Annotated in this window: 14 protein-coding genes and 1 pseudogene; 12 read left to right on the top strand and 3 right to left on the bottom strand. The window is 53.1% G+C overall.

Annotated elements, in window-relative coordinates:
- Window positions 1–725: 725 nt before the first annotated feature.
- The 3 genes from serC (at window position 726) to CPT76_RS02545 (ending at window position 2,895) form a co-directional block, all read left to right on the top strand.
- Window positions 726–1,814, top strand: coding sequence for a 3-phosphoserine/phosphohydroxythreonine transaminase (gene serC, locus CPT76_RS02555; protein WP_105441828.1), 1,089 nt, complete (start codon window positions 726–728; stop codon window positions 1,812–1,814).
- A gap of 158 nt (window positions 1,815–1,972) precedes the next feature.
- Window positions 1,973–2,437: a tRNA (uridine(34)/cytosine(34)/5-carboxymethylaminomethyluridine(34)-2'-O)-methyltransferase TrmL gene (trmL, locus tag CPT76_RS02550; protein ID WP_076170633.1), complete on the top strand. Its 465-nt coding sequence runs from the start codon at window positions 1,973–1,975 to the stop codon at window positions 2,435–2,437.
- Between the two features lie 203 nt (window positions 2,438–2,640).
- Window positions 2,641–2,895 carry an AbrB/MazE/SpoVT family DNA-binding domain-containing protein gene (locus CPT76_RS02545; RefSeq protein ID WP_076170632.1) on the top strand — a complete coding sequence of 85 codons (255 nt, stop codon included), beginning with the start codon at window positions 2,641–2,643 and terminating at the stop codon, window positions 2,893–2,895.
- Between the two features lie 347 nt (window positions 2,896–3,242).
- On the opposite strand, the gene CPT76_RS02540 is transcribed toward CPT76_RS02545, so the two are convergent.
- Together CPT76_RS02540 and CPT76_RS02535 are read right to left on the bottom strand one after the other, a co-directional pair.
- Entirely contained in the window at window positions 3,243–4,310 is a 1,068-nt protein-coding gene (locus tag CPT76_RS02540; RefSeq protein WP_105441827.1) for a phosphodiester glycosidase family protein, read from the bottom strand.
- Window positions 4,307–4,720, bottom strand: a complete 414-nt coding sequence (locus tag CPT76_RS02535) for a uroporphyrinogen-III C-methyltransferase (RefSeq protein ID WP_105441887.1) — start codon at window positions 4,718–4,720, stop codon at window positions 4,307–4,309. Before CPT76_RS02535 ends, CPT76_RS02540 begins: the two co-directional genes overlap by 4 nt.
- Before the next feature lie 291 nt (window positions 4,721–5,011).
- Between CPT76_RS02535 and CPT76_RS02530 the strand changes: the two genes are divergently transcribed.
- Both CPT76_RS02530 and CPT76_RS02525 read left to right on the top strand, forming a co-directional pair.
- Window positions 5,012–5,668, top strand: coding sequence for a response regulator transcription factor (locus CPT76_RS02530; protein WP_076170630.1), 657 nt, complete (start codon window positions 5,012–5,014; stop codon window positions 5,666–5,668).
- Window positions 5,669–5,765: 97 nt separating this feature from the next.
- Window positions 5,766–6,989: an aminotransferase-like domain-containing protein gene (locus CPT76_RS02525; protein WP_105441826.1), complete on the top strand. Its 1,224-nt coding sequence runs from the start codon at window positions 5,766–5,768 to the stop codon at window positions 6,987–6,989.
- Here CPT76_RS02525 and CPT76_RS02520 read toward each other — a convergent pair.
- The gene (locus CPT76_RS02520; protein WP_076170628.1) at window positions 6,986–7,762 is read right to left on the bottom strand and encodes a DUF2161 domain-containing phosphodiesterase; all 777 of its coding nucleotides are present in this window, start codon (window positions 7,760–7,762) and stop codon (window positions 6,986–6,988) included. The genes CPT76_RS02525 and CPT76_RS02520 overlap by 4 nt on opposite strands.
- A 288-nt stretch (window positions 7,763–8,050) precedes the next feature.
- On the opposite strand from CPT76_RS02520, the pseudogene CPT76_RS41825 reads away from it, so the two are divergent.
- The 7 genes and pseudogenes from CPT76_RS41825 to CPT76_RS02490 all read left to right on the top strand — a co-directional run.
- Window positions 8,051–9,095, top strand: a pseudogene (locus CPT76_RS41825) (protein prkA); the annotation flags it as partial.
- Window positions 9,072–9,944, top strand: a complete 873-nt coding sequence (locus tag CPT76_RS41820) for a hypothetical protein (protein WP_374954592.1) — start codon at window positions 9,072–9,074, stop codon at window positions 9,942–9,944. The pseudogene CPT76_RS41825 and the gene CPT76_RS41820, both read left to right, overlap by 24 nt.
- A 262-nt stretch (window positions 9,945–10,206) precedes the next feature.
- Window positions 10,207–11,214 (top strand): globin-coupled sensor protein, encoded by a 1,008-nt coding sequence (locus tag CPT76_RS41180; RefSeq protein ID WP_089545748.1) that lies wholly within the window; start codon window positions 10,207–10,209, stop codon window positions 11,212–11,214.
- Window positions 11,215–11,362: 148 nt separating this feature from the next.
- Window positions 11,363–12,385: a LacI family DNA-binding transcriptional regulator gene (locus CPT76_RS02505; protein WP_105441825.1), complete on the top strand. Its 1,023-nt coding sequence runs from the start codon at window positions 11,363–11,365 to the stop codon at window positions 12,383–12,385.
- A 198-nt stretch (window positions 12,386–12,583) separates the two neighbouring features.
- A complete protein-coding gene (locus CPT76_RS02500) occupies window positions 12,584–13,282 on the top strand; it encodes a response regulator transcription factor (protein WP_105441824.1) in 699 nt (232 codons plus the stop codon).
- Window positions 13,279–14,748, top strand: a complete 1,470-nt coding sequence (locus tag CPT76_RS02495) for a sensor histidine kinase (RefSeq protein WP_105441823.1) — start codon at window positions 13,279–13,281, stop codon at window positions 14,746–14,748. Before CPT76_RS02500 ends, CPT76_RS02495 begins: the two co-directional genes overlap by 4 nt.
- Before the next feature lie 153 nt (window positions 14,749–14,901).
- Window positions 14,902–16,008: a PD40 domain-containing protein gene (locus tag CPT76_RS02490; protein WP_181152662.1), complete on the top strand. Its 1,107-nt coding sequence runs from the start codon at window positions 14,902–14,904 to the stop codon at window positions 16,006–16,008.
- The last annotated feature ends 137 nt before the right edge of the window (window positions 16,009–16,145 follow it).

Below are 16,145 nucleotides of genomic sequence, written 5' to 3'. Positions count from 1 at the left end.
TGAAGCAACGCTGTCAGCAGCACTCCGCTCTCACCGCATTCCTTCACTCGCTGTTGTTTTCCCGTTTCTTGAATTTAGCCGCTGTCCGCGGTAGAAACGGGAAAACAAAGGCGACCGCTGCGCTGCTTACGGAATTGCGGTGTCCGCTCCGCTGGGCGGAGGAGTAAGTGTGGGCAGTTCAGGGATGCAATTGTGCTGGTGCTCAGGGAGACAACACGGCAGCAGCCTTCACGATGAGGGTGATTTGTCTGCCAAGGGGAGCTAAGCCTGCATGCGGCAGCATATGCCATGCCGGGCCAGCGTTCGCGTACTCCGCATTCCTCCACTCGCGTGTTGTTTTCCGTTTCTTGAACTAGCCGCTGTTTGCGGTAGAAACGGGAAAACAAAGGCGACCGCTGCGCTGTTCCGGAATTGCGGTGTCCGCTCCGCTGGGCAGGGGAGTAAGTGTGGGGCTACTCAGGAAGGGAATTTAGGGCTGTTGGGAAAACTCCGGTGATGACGGCTATCGAGGACCCCCTTGCTGGATCTGCCGAATACTGTCGACTTTTGATCTGCCATTTCCTGCAGTGCTTTACTCCGTTAAATAAATTGTGTTAAAGTAATAGATAAAAACAAACGTCCGCAAGGCGTCATACTATGTGCTTTTTTGTACTTGATGGCCCTTGGGAATACTGCTATCATTGCCATATTATCATTTGCGATAAGAGAGAGGATGGGGAGTTGTTTTGACAAAGAGAGCATACAATTTTAACGCTGGCCCTGCTGCATTGCCGCTGGAAGTGCTGGAACGCGCACAAGCTGAATTCGTGGATTTCCAGGGGACAGGGATGTCCATCATGGAGATGTCGCACCGCGGCAAGGTCTACGAGGAAGTCCACAACGAAGCGCAGAGCCGTCTGCTGTCCCTCCTGGGTAATCCTTCGGGATACAAGGTACTGTTTCTGCAGGGGGGTGCCAGCACCCAGTTTGCGATGGTGCCAATGAACTTTCTGACAGCCGGCAAGACCGGAAGCTATGTCTTGACAGGCAGCTGGGCCAGCAAAGCGGAGAAGGAAGCGCGCTTGATCGGGGAGACGCATATTGCCGCTTCTTCGGAGAACAATAAGTTTATGTCGATTCCGGATCTGAGCAGCATCGAAATTCCGGAAAATGCCGCATACCTGCACGTAACGTCCAATGAAACGATCGAAGGCAGCCAGTACCAGCAGTATCCGGATACAGGCAGCGTACCGCTGATTGCGGACATGTCCAGCGACATCCTGTGCCGCGAGTTCGACGTGAATCAGTTCGACTTTATCTATGCAGGAGCGCAAAAGAACCTGGGACCTTCCGGCGTAACGGTCGTCATCGCCCGGGAAGAACTGCTGGCTGAGTCGCCGAAGCATATCCCAACGATGCTGCGCTACAGCACGCATGCGGCGAACAACTCTCTTTACAACACCCCACCGTCCTTTTCGGTATACATGGTCAACGAAGTGCTGAAGTGGATCGAAGAACAAGGCTCTCTAGCCGGAGTGGAGAAGATCAACCGGGAGAAAGCCGGCTTGATTTATGATACAATAGACAGCAGCGAAGGCTTCTACCGCGGACCGGTAGAGGCGGGCAGCCGCTCGATTATGAATATTACATTCCGTCTTCCTTCCGAAGAGCTGGAGAAGCAGTTTATTAAGGAATCGGAACAGGAAGGTTTTGTAGGTCTGAAGGGACACCGCAGCGTCGGCGGTCTGCGCGCTTCGATTTACAACGCCGTTCCTTACGAGAATGTTAAAGCACTGGCTGATTTTATGAACCATTTTCAAAAGAATCATGGGTAATGAAGCCTGAAGCCAGAACATCCATGAGTGAGCGCCTTTCGCCGTTTATCGGCGAGAGGCTTTTTAAACTTTAGCAATATCATTTGAACTAAAAAGGTGAAGCATGATTAACCTTTAGTTCATTTTGTATAGAAAATGAATGGAGTGGAAAACGATCTATGGCATTGCACATCGTACTTGTTGAACCTGAAATTCCCGCTAATACCGGCAATATCGCCAGAACCTGCGCAGCGACGGGAGCTCACCTGCATCTCGTGAAGCCGCTTGGTTTTCGCACCGATGACGCGACGTTGAAGCGCGCGGGCCTGGATTACTGGTATGCGGTTCATATTGAATACCATGAATCTTTTGCAGAGGTGCAGGAGATGTACGCCGGCCGGCGTTTCTTCTATGCGACGACAAAAGCCGACAAACGATACACAGACTTTCAGTTCCAGGACGAGGATTTTCTCGTGTTCGGCAAGGAAACGAAGGGACTTCCGGAGGAACTGCTTGCCGCCAACCCTGATACGTGTATGCGCATGCCGATGACGGATAAGGTCCGGTCATTGAACCTGTCCAATTCGGCGGCGATCATCGTGTATGAAGCGCTGCGGCAACTCGATTATCCGGGGATGGAATAAGGACTGTATTTAGATACAATACACGGAAAAATTCAGCTTCTAAAATAAAGTAATAAAATTTTAATCCGGAGCAGGATTCGACATCGTCACATCGAACTATTAGAAAAGACCCATATTTCTGGATTGGAAAGTATGAATAATGATCACAGGGGGTACTTTCTAATCACTTTACATTCGATTAGTCATAGGGAGAGGTGTTGAACATGAAACCTGCCGGTGTTGTACGCAAGGTAGATCAGCTCGGAAGAATCGTCCTGCCGAAGTCGCTTAGAAAACGTTATCAGATGAACGAAGGAGATCCTGTCGAGATTCTGGTGCAGGGGGACCACATCATTCTGGAACGTTACCGTCCGAAATGCGTGTTTTGCGGTTCGATGGACGAAGTGACGGAATTCAAAGAGCGGTATATTTGCGGCCAGTGTCAATCCGACATGCTGCAATTGCAAAAGCATGCATAACTTTCATTTGGGCATCACGAGTTTTCGTGGTGTTTTTCTTTTATAGCCATGTCTGTTTATAACTTCGCTTTTATGGATCAGGTGTCCATGAAAAAAGGCTTCCTATACAGGAAGCCTCTTCGGCCTTACAGTCCTTTAGTTTTATCATCGTTATAAGCTGCGGTTAGGATGCCGACCAGGAACATTAGCAGCACCACCATACAAATCCAAAAAGTTAATGAGAACGACATTTAAGGCCACCTCCCGCTGAACTACCATTGCTCAATAAGCCTATTATACCCACACTTGCTGGAAAAATAAATGAATTCGTCATTTTGTTCATAATTTTTTTGCAGCTTAAGGATACATTATTTATAAAATAAAAAGTTGGTCGGGACCGGGCGCATGCTGCCGTCCGACGGGTGGTTGACCACCCTGCCGTTCAGCACCAGGGTCGAAGAGCCACCGCCATCCAGATTATAGGCATCGGTGACGCCGAGATGGAACATTTTACTCTGCAGCTCTTGGAGGGTGGCTCCCGAGCTGCCGTTTTCGTTGCGCCCGTCCACGACGATGATCAGCAGCTGGTCGTCTTTGTATTTGCCGATTACGGTCCGCGGCGCACGGTTGGGAGACTGCTTCCATTTGAGCGGGATTTCAACGGGCTGGCCGTTTTTTAGCAGCATCGGCACGAAGGTCGCCCCGAATTTGGGCTGCAGGCGGTCCAGTTCGGACTGATTCTGGAACTTGCCGCCGATAAGCTTGCCGGATTTGTTCAGCCCCACGAAGAAGAGATCCTTGAAGCTGGACTGGAATCCCGTAAGATACTCTCCGTTCATGACGGTGGTGCTGAGCGGATAACGCTTGCCGCTGGTGTCGGCAAATCCTCCGGCATTGATCCCAGCCACGGCCCCGTGCCGGCTTACGGCCTGCATCGTCGTTTCGGAGCTTCCCAGCTTGTCCTTGGCAAGGCTCATGCCCATGGCAGAGGGATCCTTGAGCTTCACCTTCATAGCATATCCATTATACACACCCGGGTTGACCTTGTAGAGCTCGATCCGGATTCGGTCGCTATCGACGCGTTCAATAGGGACGCCGAGCTTGGACGTAATCCGTTTATTGTAGATGAACTCGGGACGTCCGGCTTGTGTCTTGGCCGTTGCCTCGATCGCATTCATCGCTGAAGTCGTCTGCTTGTACAGCCTGGACGTCTTGCTGATGGACGAAATGGTTACTTTCACGGTTTTGTCGGCCTTGTCCAGCTCCTTCAGCAGCGAGTCGGTATGCGGCTTGAGCGTATCTGCCGGAACGTACGCTGCGGTATCGACCTGGATATGTAGGGAACCTAGGCTGAACAGCAAATAGATGAACAATCCAACGAACGGAGCGGTCACGAGCAGAAAAAAGCGGTTGATCTGTTTGATGCTTACATTCATTTGAGCAGATCCATCTTTTTCTGCAGCGTGTCCAGCTGTTTCTTCACTTCGTTCAGCTGGGTGTACAGCTTGTTGCTGTTATCGGTTTTGCTCGTGGCGTTATCCTTGGTGAACGTCAGCAGTTCGTTAAAGGACTGCACCTTGCTCTCCAGCTCCTTAACTTGCCCCGCCAGTTCGTTAAACTGAGCCTCGTAACTCTTTTTTAAATCGTTCATCTGGTTTTCCGTACTTGCCTGAAGCTGCTTTATCATTTCCTGTTTCACATGATTGCTATATAAATAGGCAGCGCCGATGCCCAGTACAATCAGCAGTATCCATATCAGGAGCACGAACTTGACGGAGGGCTGCCTCTCCCTCTTGGGCTGGTTTCCGAATGGTGCGGAAGGCCCTGTCGAAGTTTGCAATGTCATCACCTCGGTTTTCGTAGAATTTTTTCCAGTCCCCATTCTATCATTACCCTATTATTTTCGCAAAAATGAATACAAGTCATAAAAATACCTAAAAATAGATTGCACGAAATAATAGGGGTGCGATACAATCTGTTTAAGACTGATAGATTTATATTATACATAACCGTTTAGCGAGCCTTGTTATGAAAATAGAAACGTCTTAAAACAAGCGTTTAACGCGCTTGTGAGCGGAGGAGAAACGCTGCTGTACTTTATATTCAATACGATCAGTACCAGGAGGTTACCATTGAAATGACGAGAGTTTGGCGGGTTGTGATTATCGATAGCCACCCCACAAGTATGCTGGGCACCAAGTTGATACTGGAGGAACGGGAGAATCTGAAGGTAACGGGGATGGCCTCAACCTGGGACGAAGGATTGGTGCTGGTGATCGAGCACCAGCCCGATCTGGTTCTGTTGGACTACCAGATGCCCGAGGGAACAGCGGAACCGCTGCTGGAGAAGCTGAAGAGCAGTTCTCCGGAGAGCCATGTCCTCATCTTGACGGATCATGACGGTTTGAAGCTGCTGCATCCGATCATTCATCACGGGGGGAGCGGGATTTTGTCGAAACAGGCCTCGGCCTCCCAGCTCATGCTGATGATCGACGGGCTGCGCGAAGGTTTTGCCGCCCTGCCGATTGAATGGCTGAAGCAGGGGATCTGGCAGATGCAGGCGGCTCCCTCGGCGGAAGGGATGTTTGATCTGACCGAGACGGAGATTTTTATTATGGAACGGATCGTACAGGGGATTACCTACGATAAGATCGCAACGGAAATTACCGTCAGCCGAAGATCCATCGATAACTACCTGCGCAAAATTTACGTCAAGCTGGGGGTGTCCACACGGGCCCAGGCCATCGAAAAATTTGCGCTTCATTCACGCCAGAAGCGAGCGATGTACATTTGAATACGGCATAATTCCATGCGTCTCTGAATACATACTTTAGGGTTGTAAATTATATAGAGAGACCGAACCCAATAAGAGATAAATGGGAGGAGAGACCATGCAGTATTCCTTTGCAGCCCGTACGGAGGTCATGCTGTCGTCACCGCTTCATCTCATCCGGTCCTTGGCAAATCGGGAATCCTTCATTTCTTTTGCAGAGGAGCTTCCGGCCGAAGAGTTATTTCCCGTATCTTCCCTGGAGGCAGCAGCGGCAGCAGTGATTTCGAATAGTCCTACGGCACTTCAGTATGGGGAGCCGCAGGGCTTTTTGCCGTTGCGCGAATGGTTGTCGGAGGACTGGAAGCGCACGAAGCGCATCGATGTGGGTCCGGATCAAATTCTGCTGACGACCGGCGTCCAGCAGGCAATGGATCTGCTGGCCCGCGTCTATGTGGAGCCAGGGGACCGCGTGCTTGTGGAAAGTCCGGCTTCGCCGGGATACTTGCAGGTGTTCAAGATGCAGGGGGCTGTCGTCATTCCGGTGGACAGCGACCAGAATGGCCTGATTCCGGAACGTTTGCTGGAACAGATTGAGCGGACGCAGCCGAAGCTGCTGGTAGCCTCACCGAATTTCTCCAATCCGACGGGGGTCCTATGGAGCTTAGAACGGCGCAAGGAAGTGCTTGACCTGTGCAGGGAGCACAATATCCTCATTATAGAAGACAATTCATACGGGGATCTACATTTTGAAAAGTTATCGCAGCGGGAATTCACCAGTCTGTATCCCTCCCTGTTTGCGCTGGACGGCTCGGGCAGCGGACAGGGGGTGCTCTACATTGGTTCGTTCAGCAAAACGATCGCTCCGGCGCTGCGTACGGGCTGGGCCGCCGGAAGCCGGCCGCTGATCGATATGCTGGCCGCCGCCAAGCAGCTGGCCGATTGGCAGTCCAGCACGCTGAACCAGCGCTTCCTGCACAACATGCTGGAATCCTCCGCTTTCGATATTCATGAGCATATCAAAATGCTGAACCGCGAATACGACACCCGCCTGAAGCTGATGAACGGGCTGCTGCAGCGGCCGGCATGGCAGGATGCCAGCTACGTCATCCCCAAGGGGGGGATGTTTATCTGGCTTCAGCTGCCGGATGGGCTGGACAGTCTGGCCCTCTTGAAATGCGCCTTGGGTAAGGGCGCAGCTTTTCTCCCCGGCACGCTGTGCTACCCGGACGGGCGGGGAAGCGGCTGGATTCGGCTGAATTTCACCCACCCCGGCCGTGATGAGCTGCTGCTGGGCATGAGTCTGATCGGCGAAGCGATCGGCGAATTTACGGCGCGCAGCTAAGTCTTTTTGCGACGTGAGGCGCGCGCCGGCGTGGCCGTTTCCACAAGAGCGGGCAAACTGGATGCCCCCGTCTCCAGGATGCCGGCATAGCGCTCCAAATCGGCGGTGCCTGCCGGCGTCAGGAGGTAGCGGCCGCGCGAGATCCGCTGGAACCAGCCGTAATAGTTGTTCTGCAGGATGGCCGCCGCATTCGGCACGCCGCTTTTCTCCCGTAAATGCGCGGGCGACAGGCCGCCTTCCGGTGCGCCTGCGAGGGCGCCGGCGACGCGAAGCGCTTTTTCCCGGTAAGCCGTCATCAGCTTCGCCCTGGTGGTGCCGCCGACGTTATAATCGCCGCTGCGTTCGCGGAATTCGTAGAGCAGCCGGGACTTGCGGACTTTCATCCTGCGGGTTGGCACGTAAGGCGTTCCCGGCTCGCAGAGCACTTCCACCAGCGGCTTCTTAGTTTTATAGAAGGTGACGGTGATCAGACCGACGCCCAGCCTGCGGCATAAACCGGTGATGTCATCCCAGCGCTGGTTCACGGCACCCCGCTTGCTGCGGTTGCGCTCCACCGCCAAATATACATGAGGGCTCAGCTTGAGACGTTCGACTCCCTGCAGCAGCAGGGAGAGGTTGAACGTCTTTTTCATTTCCACGATCAGCGGCTCTTCCTCGTCCGGATGCAGGCCCACCAGGTCGCAGTGGCGAACTTCGCCTTTGACCTCGTAGCCCTGCCGCTCAAAAAAAGCCTTCAATGGCTCGTAAAGTTCGGTTTCATGCTGGACGGACATGTTCAGGCTCTCCTTCTGCGGTGATCCGCTTCTGAATTCTTTGTTCATTATATCATTTCAAATGAAGAACCCGAATCCTAAGGGCAGATATCCCGCCGGGAAAGTCGCAGCACCCTTGCTTTTATAGAAAAAGACAATCTGACATGGGCGAAAAAAGAGGTCAACTAATCCCACGGTCCCGCATAGGTATGTAATACACTTTTTAAGAATCGATGGGAGCAGTTGACCCTTGACGCATTTTGTAGGAGTAGCTTGCGATTTCATAACCGAGTCATAGGAGGTACTTGCATGGATATTTTCGAACGCGTAGCGGCATATCGGGCAGAGAGCGATCAACTGGCATGGAATGGCACCTTTAAAGAATACATCGACCTTCTTCGTCAGGACCCATCACCGGCGATGACGGCGCATGCCCGCGTCTATGACATGATCAAATCATACGGCGTGGAAGAGGTCAACGGCCATAAACGTTATAAATTTTTTGAGCAGGAAATTTTCGGCCTGGATCGTGCCATTGAAAAGCTGGTGGAGGAGTATTTCCACTCCTCGGCCCGCAGGCTCGACGTCCGTAAACGGATTCTGCTGCTAATGGGGCCGGTCAGCGGCGGGAAATCGACGATTGTGACCCTGCTGAAGCGGGGACTTGAGAAATTTTCGAGAACGCCGCAAGGCGCGGTATATGCCATTGACGGCTGCCCGATGCATGAGGAACCGCTTCATCTCATTCCGCTGGAGCTGAGGGCAGAAGTGGAAAAAGACTGGGTGTGCGGATCGAAGGCAATTTATGCCCTTCTGCCAAATGCGCCTGAGGACCGAATACGACGGCGACATCGAGAAAATGCCCGTCACCCGGGTGCAGATCTCGGAAGATAGCCGTGTCGGTATCGGTACATTCAGCCCTTCGGATCCGAAGTCCCAGGATATCGCCGACCTGACTGGCAGCATCGACTTTTCTACCATTACGGAATACGGTTCGGAATCTGACCCCCGCGCCTACCGTTTTGATGGAGAGCTGAACAAGGCCAACCGCGGCCTGATGGAATTTCAGGAAATGCTCAAATGCGACGAGAAGTTTCTGTGGAACCTGCTCTCGCTCACGCAGGAAGGCAATTTCAAGGCAGGCCGGTTCGCGCTTATTTCCGCCGACGAGCTCATCGTTGCCCACACGAACGAATCGGAGTACAAGGCCTTTATCGCCAACAAGAAAAACGAAGCGCTGCAGTCTCGGATGATCGTCATGCCGATTCCTTATAACCTGAAGGTATCGGATGAAGAAAAGATTTACGGCAAGCTCATTTCGCAAAGCGACATGAAGCATATCCATATTGCGCCGCATGCGCTGCGTTCCGCCGCGATTTTCTCCATTCTGACCCGTCTCAAGGAGACGAAGAAGCAGGGAATGGACCTCGTCAAAAAGATGAGAATGTACGATGGCGAGGAGATCGAAGGCTATAAAGAAGCCGATTTGAAGGAAATGCAGTCTGAATATTTGGAAGAAGGCATGTCCGGCGTCGATCCGCGGTATGTTATCAACCGGATTTCCAGTGCTTTGATTAAGCAGGACCTTCAATGCATTAACGCGCTGGATGTGCTGCGGGCCATCAAAGACGGGCTTGACCAGCACGCCTCCATTACGAAGGACGAACGGGAGCGTTATCTGAACTTCATTGCGGTGGCCCGGAAAGAATACGACGAACTGGCGAAAAAAGAAGTGCAGAAGGCCTTTGTCTATTCCTTTGAGGAGTCGGCCAAAACGCTGTTCGAGAATTATCTCGACAACATCGAAGCGTTCTGCAACTGGGCGAAAATCCGTGATCCGCTGACCGATGAGGAAATGAATCCGGACGAAAGGCTGATGCGTTCCATCGAGGAGCAGATCGGCGTTTCCGAAAATGCGAAAAAAGCGTTCCGCGAAGAAATCCTTATCCGGATTTCGTCATATTCCCGCAAGGGCAAAAAGTTCGAATACCATAACCATGACCGTCTGCGCGAAGCGATCGAGAAGAAGCTGTTTACAGACCTCAAGGATATCGTAAAAATAACGACGTCGACCAAAACGCCGGATGCCGCCCAGCTCAAGCGGATTAACGAAGTAAGCAAAAGGCTGATCGATGAGCACGGCTATTGCCCGGTATGCGCGAACGAACTGCTGCGCTATGTAGGAAGCTTACTGAACCGGTAATCAGCCGAAACTCAAATTATTCCAGCGTCAAAATGGCTCCTGATTCATATCGGGGGCCATTTTTTTATGGTTGAACATTATTAACGGCTCTTCATTTTGGAATGGACCGCGAGCTATTCCAATTCATTCGTAAAACTGTACTAAAAATATAAGTCGGATGCACTATATTTTAGTTGTTTAGTCGTCGATATAGACTATAATAGACAAAGTTAGATTGTTTAAAATTGGTATAATCAGGGAAATTCTAAAGGAGCCATTCTACATGATTCAAGTATCGGAAGCGCGGCATAAGCAGCTGAAATTTATTGGACTGACGGAAAAGGATTTGGAGATTCTGCGGACGCACCAGCCCGTATTCAGCAAGGTGGTCGATGAAGTCGTGGACCATTTTTATCGGCATATCACTTCGGAGCCGGAGCTCATGCGCATCATTGAACGGAAAACGACGATCGACAGGCTGAAGACGACCCAGCGGGAATACTGGATGTCGCTGGCTGAAGGTGTAATTGACGAGCCGTTTCTGGAGAAAAGAATCGCCATCGGACTGGTACATTCGCGCGTTGGCTTAAATACGGATTATTATCTCGGCAGCTACATGGTTTATTTGGACATCGCTGTTGAGCTGTTCAAGAAGGCCATTCCGGACCGCTGGATCGAGGTGATCCATCCCCTGACCAAGATGTTCAACCTCGATTCGCAATTGGTTCTGGAAGCTTATGATATGAAGGAAAAGGAAAAAATCCAGGAGCTTGCCGACGAGCGGGAGCAGGTGCTCCGGGCGGTAACCGAAGTCGTTCAGCAGCTGACCGGCATGATTGCCGAGCTGAACGAGAGTGCCGGCCAAATCGCCGAGACGGCGAAAGTGACCGCAGCTTCCCAGGACCTGGCCCATTCGCTGATGGACGAGCTGCAGGAGGATGTCACCCAAATCGAGAACATGGGCGGCTTGATCAAGGGCATCGCCGACCAGACGCATCTGCTCGGACTGAACGCGGCGATCGAGGCGGCGCATGCCGGGGATTCCGGCAGAGGCTTTGCCGTCGTGGCCGGCGAGGTGCGCAAGCTCGCAGCCCATTCGCGGGAAGCGCTGGAGACGATCCAGGATAAAGTGTCGGGTATCATGGTCCGGCTGGAGAGCGTGCAGCAGGAAACCCGGCAGACATCGGTCCATGCCCGGGCACAGGCGGAGAGCTCCCAGGAGCTGGCGGCTTTCGTGAAGACGATCGAGAAGCTGACGCTGGATCTGGCGGAGATTCAGAATCACCAGTAAACGCCGACGAGGAGCGTCAAGGAAGCTTCATTTGTTCCAGTACCTCATCATTCGCCATTCAGGTATAATAGATTCGTCATCATGAATATTCGAAATCGTAAATTTTTGAATTGATCGGCAACTGATTTGTATTTGAGGTGATTGTATAGTGGCTTCCATTCATGATGTGGCGAAAGAGGCTGGAGTATCTGTCGCAACCGTTTCCAAAGTCATTAACCATTATCCGGACGTCAGCGATAAAACAAGGAAAAAAGTAAGATCGGCGATTGAGCTTCTTCGTTACCGGCCCAATGCCATTGCACGCGGCCTCGTCACCGGGAGATCGTGGACCGTGGGTGTGCTGATCAACATTCCCTTTACGAACCCTTATGTGGCCGAGCTGCTGGAAGGCATCAAAACGGCGCTGGAGAACAGCGGCTATGATCTCATGCGCCTCTCGGCCCGGCTTAACGACGAAAGCTATTCTTTTATCGACCACTGTGAGAGCAGGAACCTGGATGGGGTCGTCATCTTCGGCGTGGAGCGGGACCACCGGATTATCGGCGAGTTGATCCGCTCCGATATTCCTACCATGTTTGTGGATACGGACGTCATGGGAAACCGGGTCGGAAATATTACGTCGGATAACGTGAACGGCGTTCATATGGCCGTCTCCCATCTGTACGGGCTGGGCCACCGGGATATCGCCTATATCGCCGGTACCCTCGGCCATACGGTAGCCGAACGGCGGCTTCAGGGATACAAGCAGGGCCTTGCGGACTGTTCCATCGAATACAGGGACAAGTATCTGGAAGTGTGTGATTATTCTTTTGAAGGCGGCATGGTCGCCATGAGAAAGCTCCTTCATCTTCAGTCTCCCCCGACGGCTGTCGTGTGTACTTCGGATATGGCTGCGATGGGGGCGATTCATGAAATTGAAGCATGGGGATTTTCCGTTCCCGGGGATGTTTCGGTTGTCGGCTTTGACAACATTTTTGAGGCCAAGGTGTTTAAGCCAAGCCTGACGACTGTGAACCAGAACATACACAATATCGGCGCAAGGTCGATTGAGCATCTGATCTCCATGATCGAAAATGCGGAATACTCGCCGCCGGAAATTATGGAGCCGGCCAGCCTGGTTATCCGCCAATCGACCGGCAAAGTGAAGGTTTCTGAAGATCAATCGCGTTAAAATAGGGGGAAGGGATGTGCCGGGCAGGCATGTCCCTTTTTGCGTCCTGTCTGGTCATTTATGATTGAATTTAATTTCCGCGTGTTACAAAGAACAGGTGCTTAGGTCAAGAAATGTTGTGAATGGTGCACAATATCTTATAATGATAGAAAATCAGGCACCGCTTATAATCAACGGATGAAAGTGACGTGATAGTCGATGGAGGAAAAAAGAGTTCTGGTGGCCGACGATGAGCCGAGCATCCGCAGTGCGATTTCCTATGCGCTCAAACGGGAGGGGTTCGTCGTTGAAACGGCCGCGGACGGTGAGGAGGCGCTGCAACAGGCGGATACCTTCCGCCCGGATATGCTGGTGCTGGACGTCATGATGCCCAAGGCAAACGGCTATGAGGTGCTGCGCCGGCTGGAAAACCGAAAGGGACTCGGCATATTGATGCTGACCGTTAAAAACGATATCGTCGACAAGGTTCTGGGACTGGAGCTTGGGGCCGACGATTTTATGACCAAACCGTTCGATATCCGCGAGCTGGTCGCACGTGTGAAATCGATCGTCCGCCGGCTGGATAAAGTGGAAGATCCCGCGCCTGCGCCGGACGGGAAAAAAGCCGTGCTTGGACAGCTGACCGTTCATGCCGCCAAACGCACAGCAGAACTCGGCGGCCGGCTGCTGGAGCTGACGCCGAAGGAATTCGATCTGCTGTCGCTGCTCGTGTTTCATCCTGGGCGGGTGTACACCCGTGAGGATCTGTTAGATCTCGTATGGGGCATGGAGTATGCGGGAGGCACCCGAACGGTGGACATTCATATCCAGCGGCTGCGGAAAAAGCTGGGCGACGCCCACTATATGCTGCAGACGGTATACGGGATCGGCTATAAGGCGCTGGAGGAGGGCACATGAGCCTCGGCCTGAAATGGAAGTTTCCGCTGTTCCTGGCAGTGCTGCTGGTGTTTACGACCGGCGTGCTCAGCTGGCTTGTACTCAGCGGAATCAAGACCAATCAGCGCGAGCAGATGGAAGAGAGCCTGCAGCGGCAGGCCGACGTAGCCGAAATGAGGGTCAAGCAGGATTATTTGACGGGCGAACGGTTGAAACCGGTGGATTTTATGGGAAAACAGGGGCAGGAGCTGGCCGTGGACCTTGGCATTTCCACCAACATGCGGGTGATCCTGTACGACGCGAAGGGCCAAGAGGTGGGCAATTCCCTGCCGCTGGCGGAAAAACCGGATGTCGGAGATGCCCTGTCTTATGCGCTGAAAGGTAAAATCGCCTACATTACCGAAGCGGATTCCCTAATCTATCTTGCGCCGATGCAGGGGCCTGACGGCATGCTGGGGGTTGTTCAGCTCCATACGTCGCTGAAGGCGCAGCATGAATTTTATAACCGGATGGCGTACCGGCTGGTTTGGACAGGCGGCATCGTATTGCTGCTCAGCTTTATTCTGGGATTTATTTATGTATACCGTCAGGTTAGGGACATCGTGAAGCTGAAGGCGGAGGCGGACCGGATCTCCCGCGGGGAGTATCCGGAGCGCTCCCCGCTGCGGCGGAAAGACGAGCTTGGGCAGCTCGGAACCGGCATTCTGCATATGAGCCGTGACATCAAAGGGCATATGGCTGCGCTCCAGGAGGAAAAGCACCATCTGCAATTGGCCGTGGAGAAGCTGCAGGCACTTGAGCAGCAGCAGAAACAGTTTATCAATAACGTGAGCCACGAGTTTAAAACGCCGCTGACGTCGATCCAGGCTTATACGGATCTGCTGGGCATGTACGGTGACGATCCGCAGCTGATCGAGGAAGCGCGCAGTGCGATTGCCAAAGAGTCCGAGCGGTTGTATCAATTGGTCGAGGACGTGCTGCGATTGTCGCTGCTGGAGAAGTACGATTTTGAATCCCTGGCGGAAGAGGTGGAGCTTGCGGATCTGCTGCAGGATGTCGTATCCCGGATCAGCGCCAAGGCCACCAAATACGATTTAACGATACAGACTGACTTCGTGCCTGCCCGGGTATGGGGAGACCGGGACCATTTCATTCATATTTTTATGAATCTGCTGGATAATGCGATCAAATACAACCGACCCGGCGGCCGGATTGTCATTCAAAGCCGGGCTTCGGAAGATAAGGTGAGCGTATCGGTCCGCAACACGGGACGGATCATTCCGCAGGAATGGTGGGCGCATTTGTTCGAGCCTTTCTCCACGCTGCACCAAGACCGCGCCCGCTCCACCGGCGGAACCGGCCTAGGCCTGCCGCTGGCGTCCCAGCTCGCGGAGAAGCAGGGGGGCCGGCTTGAACTTATCCGTTCGGATGCGGAGGAGACCGCATTTATCGTTTCGTTTCCGCGGCACTCCAGCAGGGAGGACTAGGAGAACATAGCCGATGTCTCTACCACAGGGAATAAACTGAGCTTCAGCTGATGCTTTTTTTAATAAAAGTTTACAACTTGGAAACATTTCGACGTATGCCGGATATCATTGGCGTGTAGGATGGGGGTAAGAAATCAGGAAGGGATGAAGCTCATGATGAAACGACATAAACTACTTCCTCCAGTGATCGGCGTGATGATGGCAGGTGCGCTTTTGGCCGGCTGCGGTTCGCCGCAGAGCAATGCAAGCCGGGAGGTCATCGACAAGCCGGGCAAGCAGATCACCGTTATAGATACGGCCGCCGAAGGCCGGAAAAATACCGGAGAAATCCAGGTGGAGCAAATCGAAAAGCTTAAAGACGTGTACGGTCGGACCTGGCTGTCGGACCACGAAGCCATCGTGGAACGAAATCATGTGCTGATGATCCATGACTTCGCCTCCAATATCGAACGCAAGTTGACGGAAAATCCGGCCACGGCCGGTCAATATCTGGCCGCCGCGTCGCCGGACGGGGAGCATGTCTTTTTTACGGGGGGCAACCCGAAAGACAAGTACGATATCGGGGGTTATCTCCTGGATGCGGCTTCCGGAACCGTAACGAAAACGGGCGCATTCTCCATGCTGTCGGATATGTTCTGGGCCGATCCGCAGCATGTCCTCGTCAGCACGGATGACAGCAAGCTTCAATTGATCGACCTGCAGGGCAAACGGACCCCGATCCAATTCTCGGATCCGGAGTTGTCCGACAACGTGCCGCGCATGGCGAGCAAAGCGGGCGACCGTTATTACTATTTGGGCGTCCACGCAGGCTACACCGTGCTGAAGTCGTTTACGGCATCGGCGCCTGAGGCCAAGACGATCCAGGAAGGCGTCGTGACATTCAGCCTGTCGCCGGACGGCAGCGCGATCGCCCTGGAGAAACGCGAGTGGAACACGACCAAGGACGCCGAGCTTCAGCTCATCGATGCCAGCGGCAAGAAGCTCGGAACCGTGGCCAAAGGAACGCTTCTCGGCCGGCCGAGCTGGTCGCCGGACGGCAGCAAAATCGCCTTCTCGGTGTACACCGAGGGCGAGCAGGGCATGAAAGGCATGTACGTGTTCGACAAGGCGAGCGGCAAAACGACGCCGCTGTCCACGGAGATCCAGGCCTATGACTCCCCGGCCGTCTGGAGCCCGGACGGTAAGTCGCTGATGGTGTACCAGACTGTGTACGAAGGCGAGAAGTCGAACAATGTGACGTATATGGTCCACCTGAAGTGATCGCCGCGGTCAGCGGCGGAGCGTGTGCTGTGCGTGCTTGGGAAGCCCGCTGCGCGTGCGGATCATGCCTCCGATCGCTGTTGCCCCCGAATTTTTTGGGAATGGAATCGAAGGTGAAAATTCGGGGACAAAGGCGG

The organism is Paenibacillus sp. AR247 (assembly GCF_002968895.1).
GTDB classification, from domain to species: Bacteria; Bacillota; Bacilli; order Paenibacillales; family Paenibacillaceae; genus Paenibacillus_AQ; species Paenibacillus_AQ favisporus.
The sequence above is the reverse complement of the archived record's forward strand: the minus strand, read 5'-3'. Positions and strand labels throughout refer to the sequence as shown.

Bases quoted from the DNA above. Each gene is read 5' to 3' on its own strand.
- CPT76_RS02545 (WP_076170632.1), top strand. From the start codon at position 2,641: ATGAAACCTGCCGGTGTTGTACGCAAGGTAGATCAGCTCGGAAGAATC.
- CPT76_RS02495 (WP_105441823.1), top strand. From the start codon at position 13,279: ATGAGCCTCGGCCTGAAATGGAAGTTTCCGCTGTTCCTGGCAGTGCTG.
- CPT76_RS02500 (WP_105441824.1), top strand. From the start codon at position 12,584: ATGGAGGAAAAAAGAGTTCTGGTGGCCGACGATGAGCCGAGCATCCGC.
- CPT76_RS02530 (WP_076170630.1), top strand. From the start codon at position 5,012: ATGACGAGAGTTTGGCGGGTTGTGATTATCGATAGCCACCCCACAAGT.
- CPT76_RS02525 (WP_105441826.1), top strand. From the start codon at position 5,766: ATGCAGTATTCCTTTGCAGCCCGTACGGAGGTCATGCTGTCGTCACCG.
- trmL (WP_076170633.1), top strand. From the start codon at position 1,973: ATGGCATTGCACATCGTACTTGTTGAACCTGAAATTCCCGCTAATACC.
- CPT76_RS41180 (WP_089545748.1), top strand. From the start codon at position 10,207: ATGATTCAAGTATCGGAAGCGCGGCATAAGCAGCTGAAATTTATTGGA.
- CPT76_RS41820 (WP_374954592.1), top strand. From the start codon at position 9,072: ATGAAGCATATCCATATTGCGCCGCATGCGCTGCGTTCCGCCGCGATT.
- CPT76_RS02535 (WP_105441887.1), bottom strand. From the start codon at position 4,720: ATGACATTGCAAACTTCGACAGGGCCTTCCGCACCATTCGGAAACCAG.
- CPT76_RS02540 (WP_105441827.1), bottom strand. From the start codon at position 4,310: ATGAATGTAAGCATCAAACAGATCAACCGCTTTTTTCTGCTCGTGACC.
- CPT76_RS02520 (WP_076170628.1), bottom strand. From the start codon at position 7,762: ATGTCCGTCCAGCATGAAACCGAACTTTACGAGCCATTGAAGGCTTTT.
- CPT76_RS02490 (WP_181152662.1), top strand. From the start codon at position 14,902: ATGATGAAACGACATAAACTACTTCCTCCAGTGATCGGCGTGATGATG.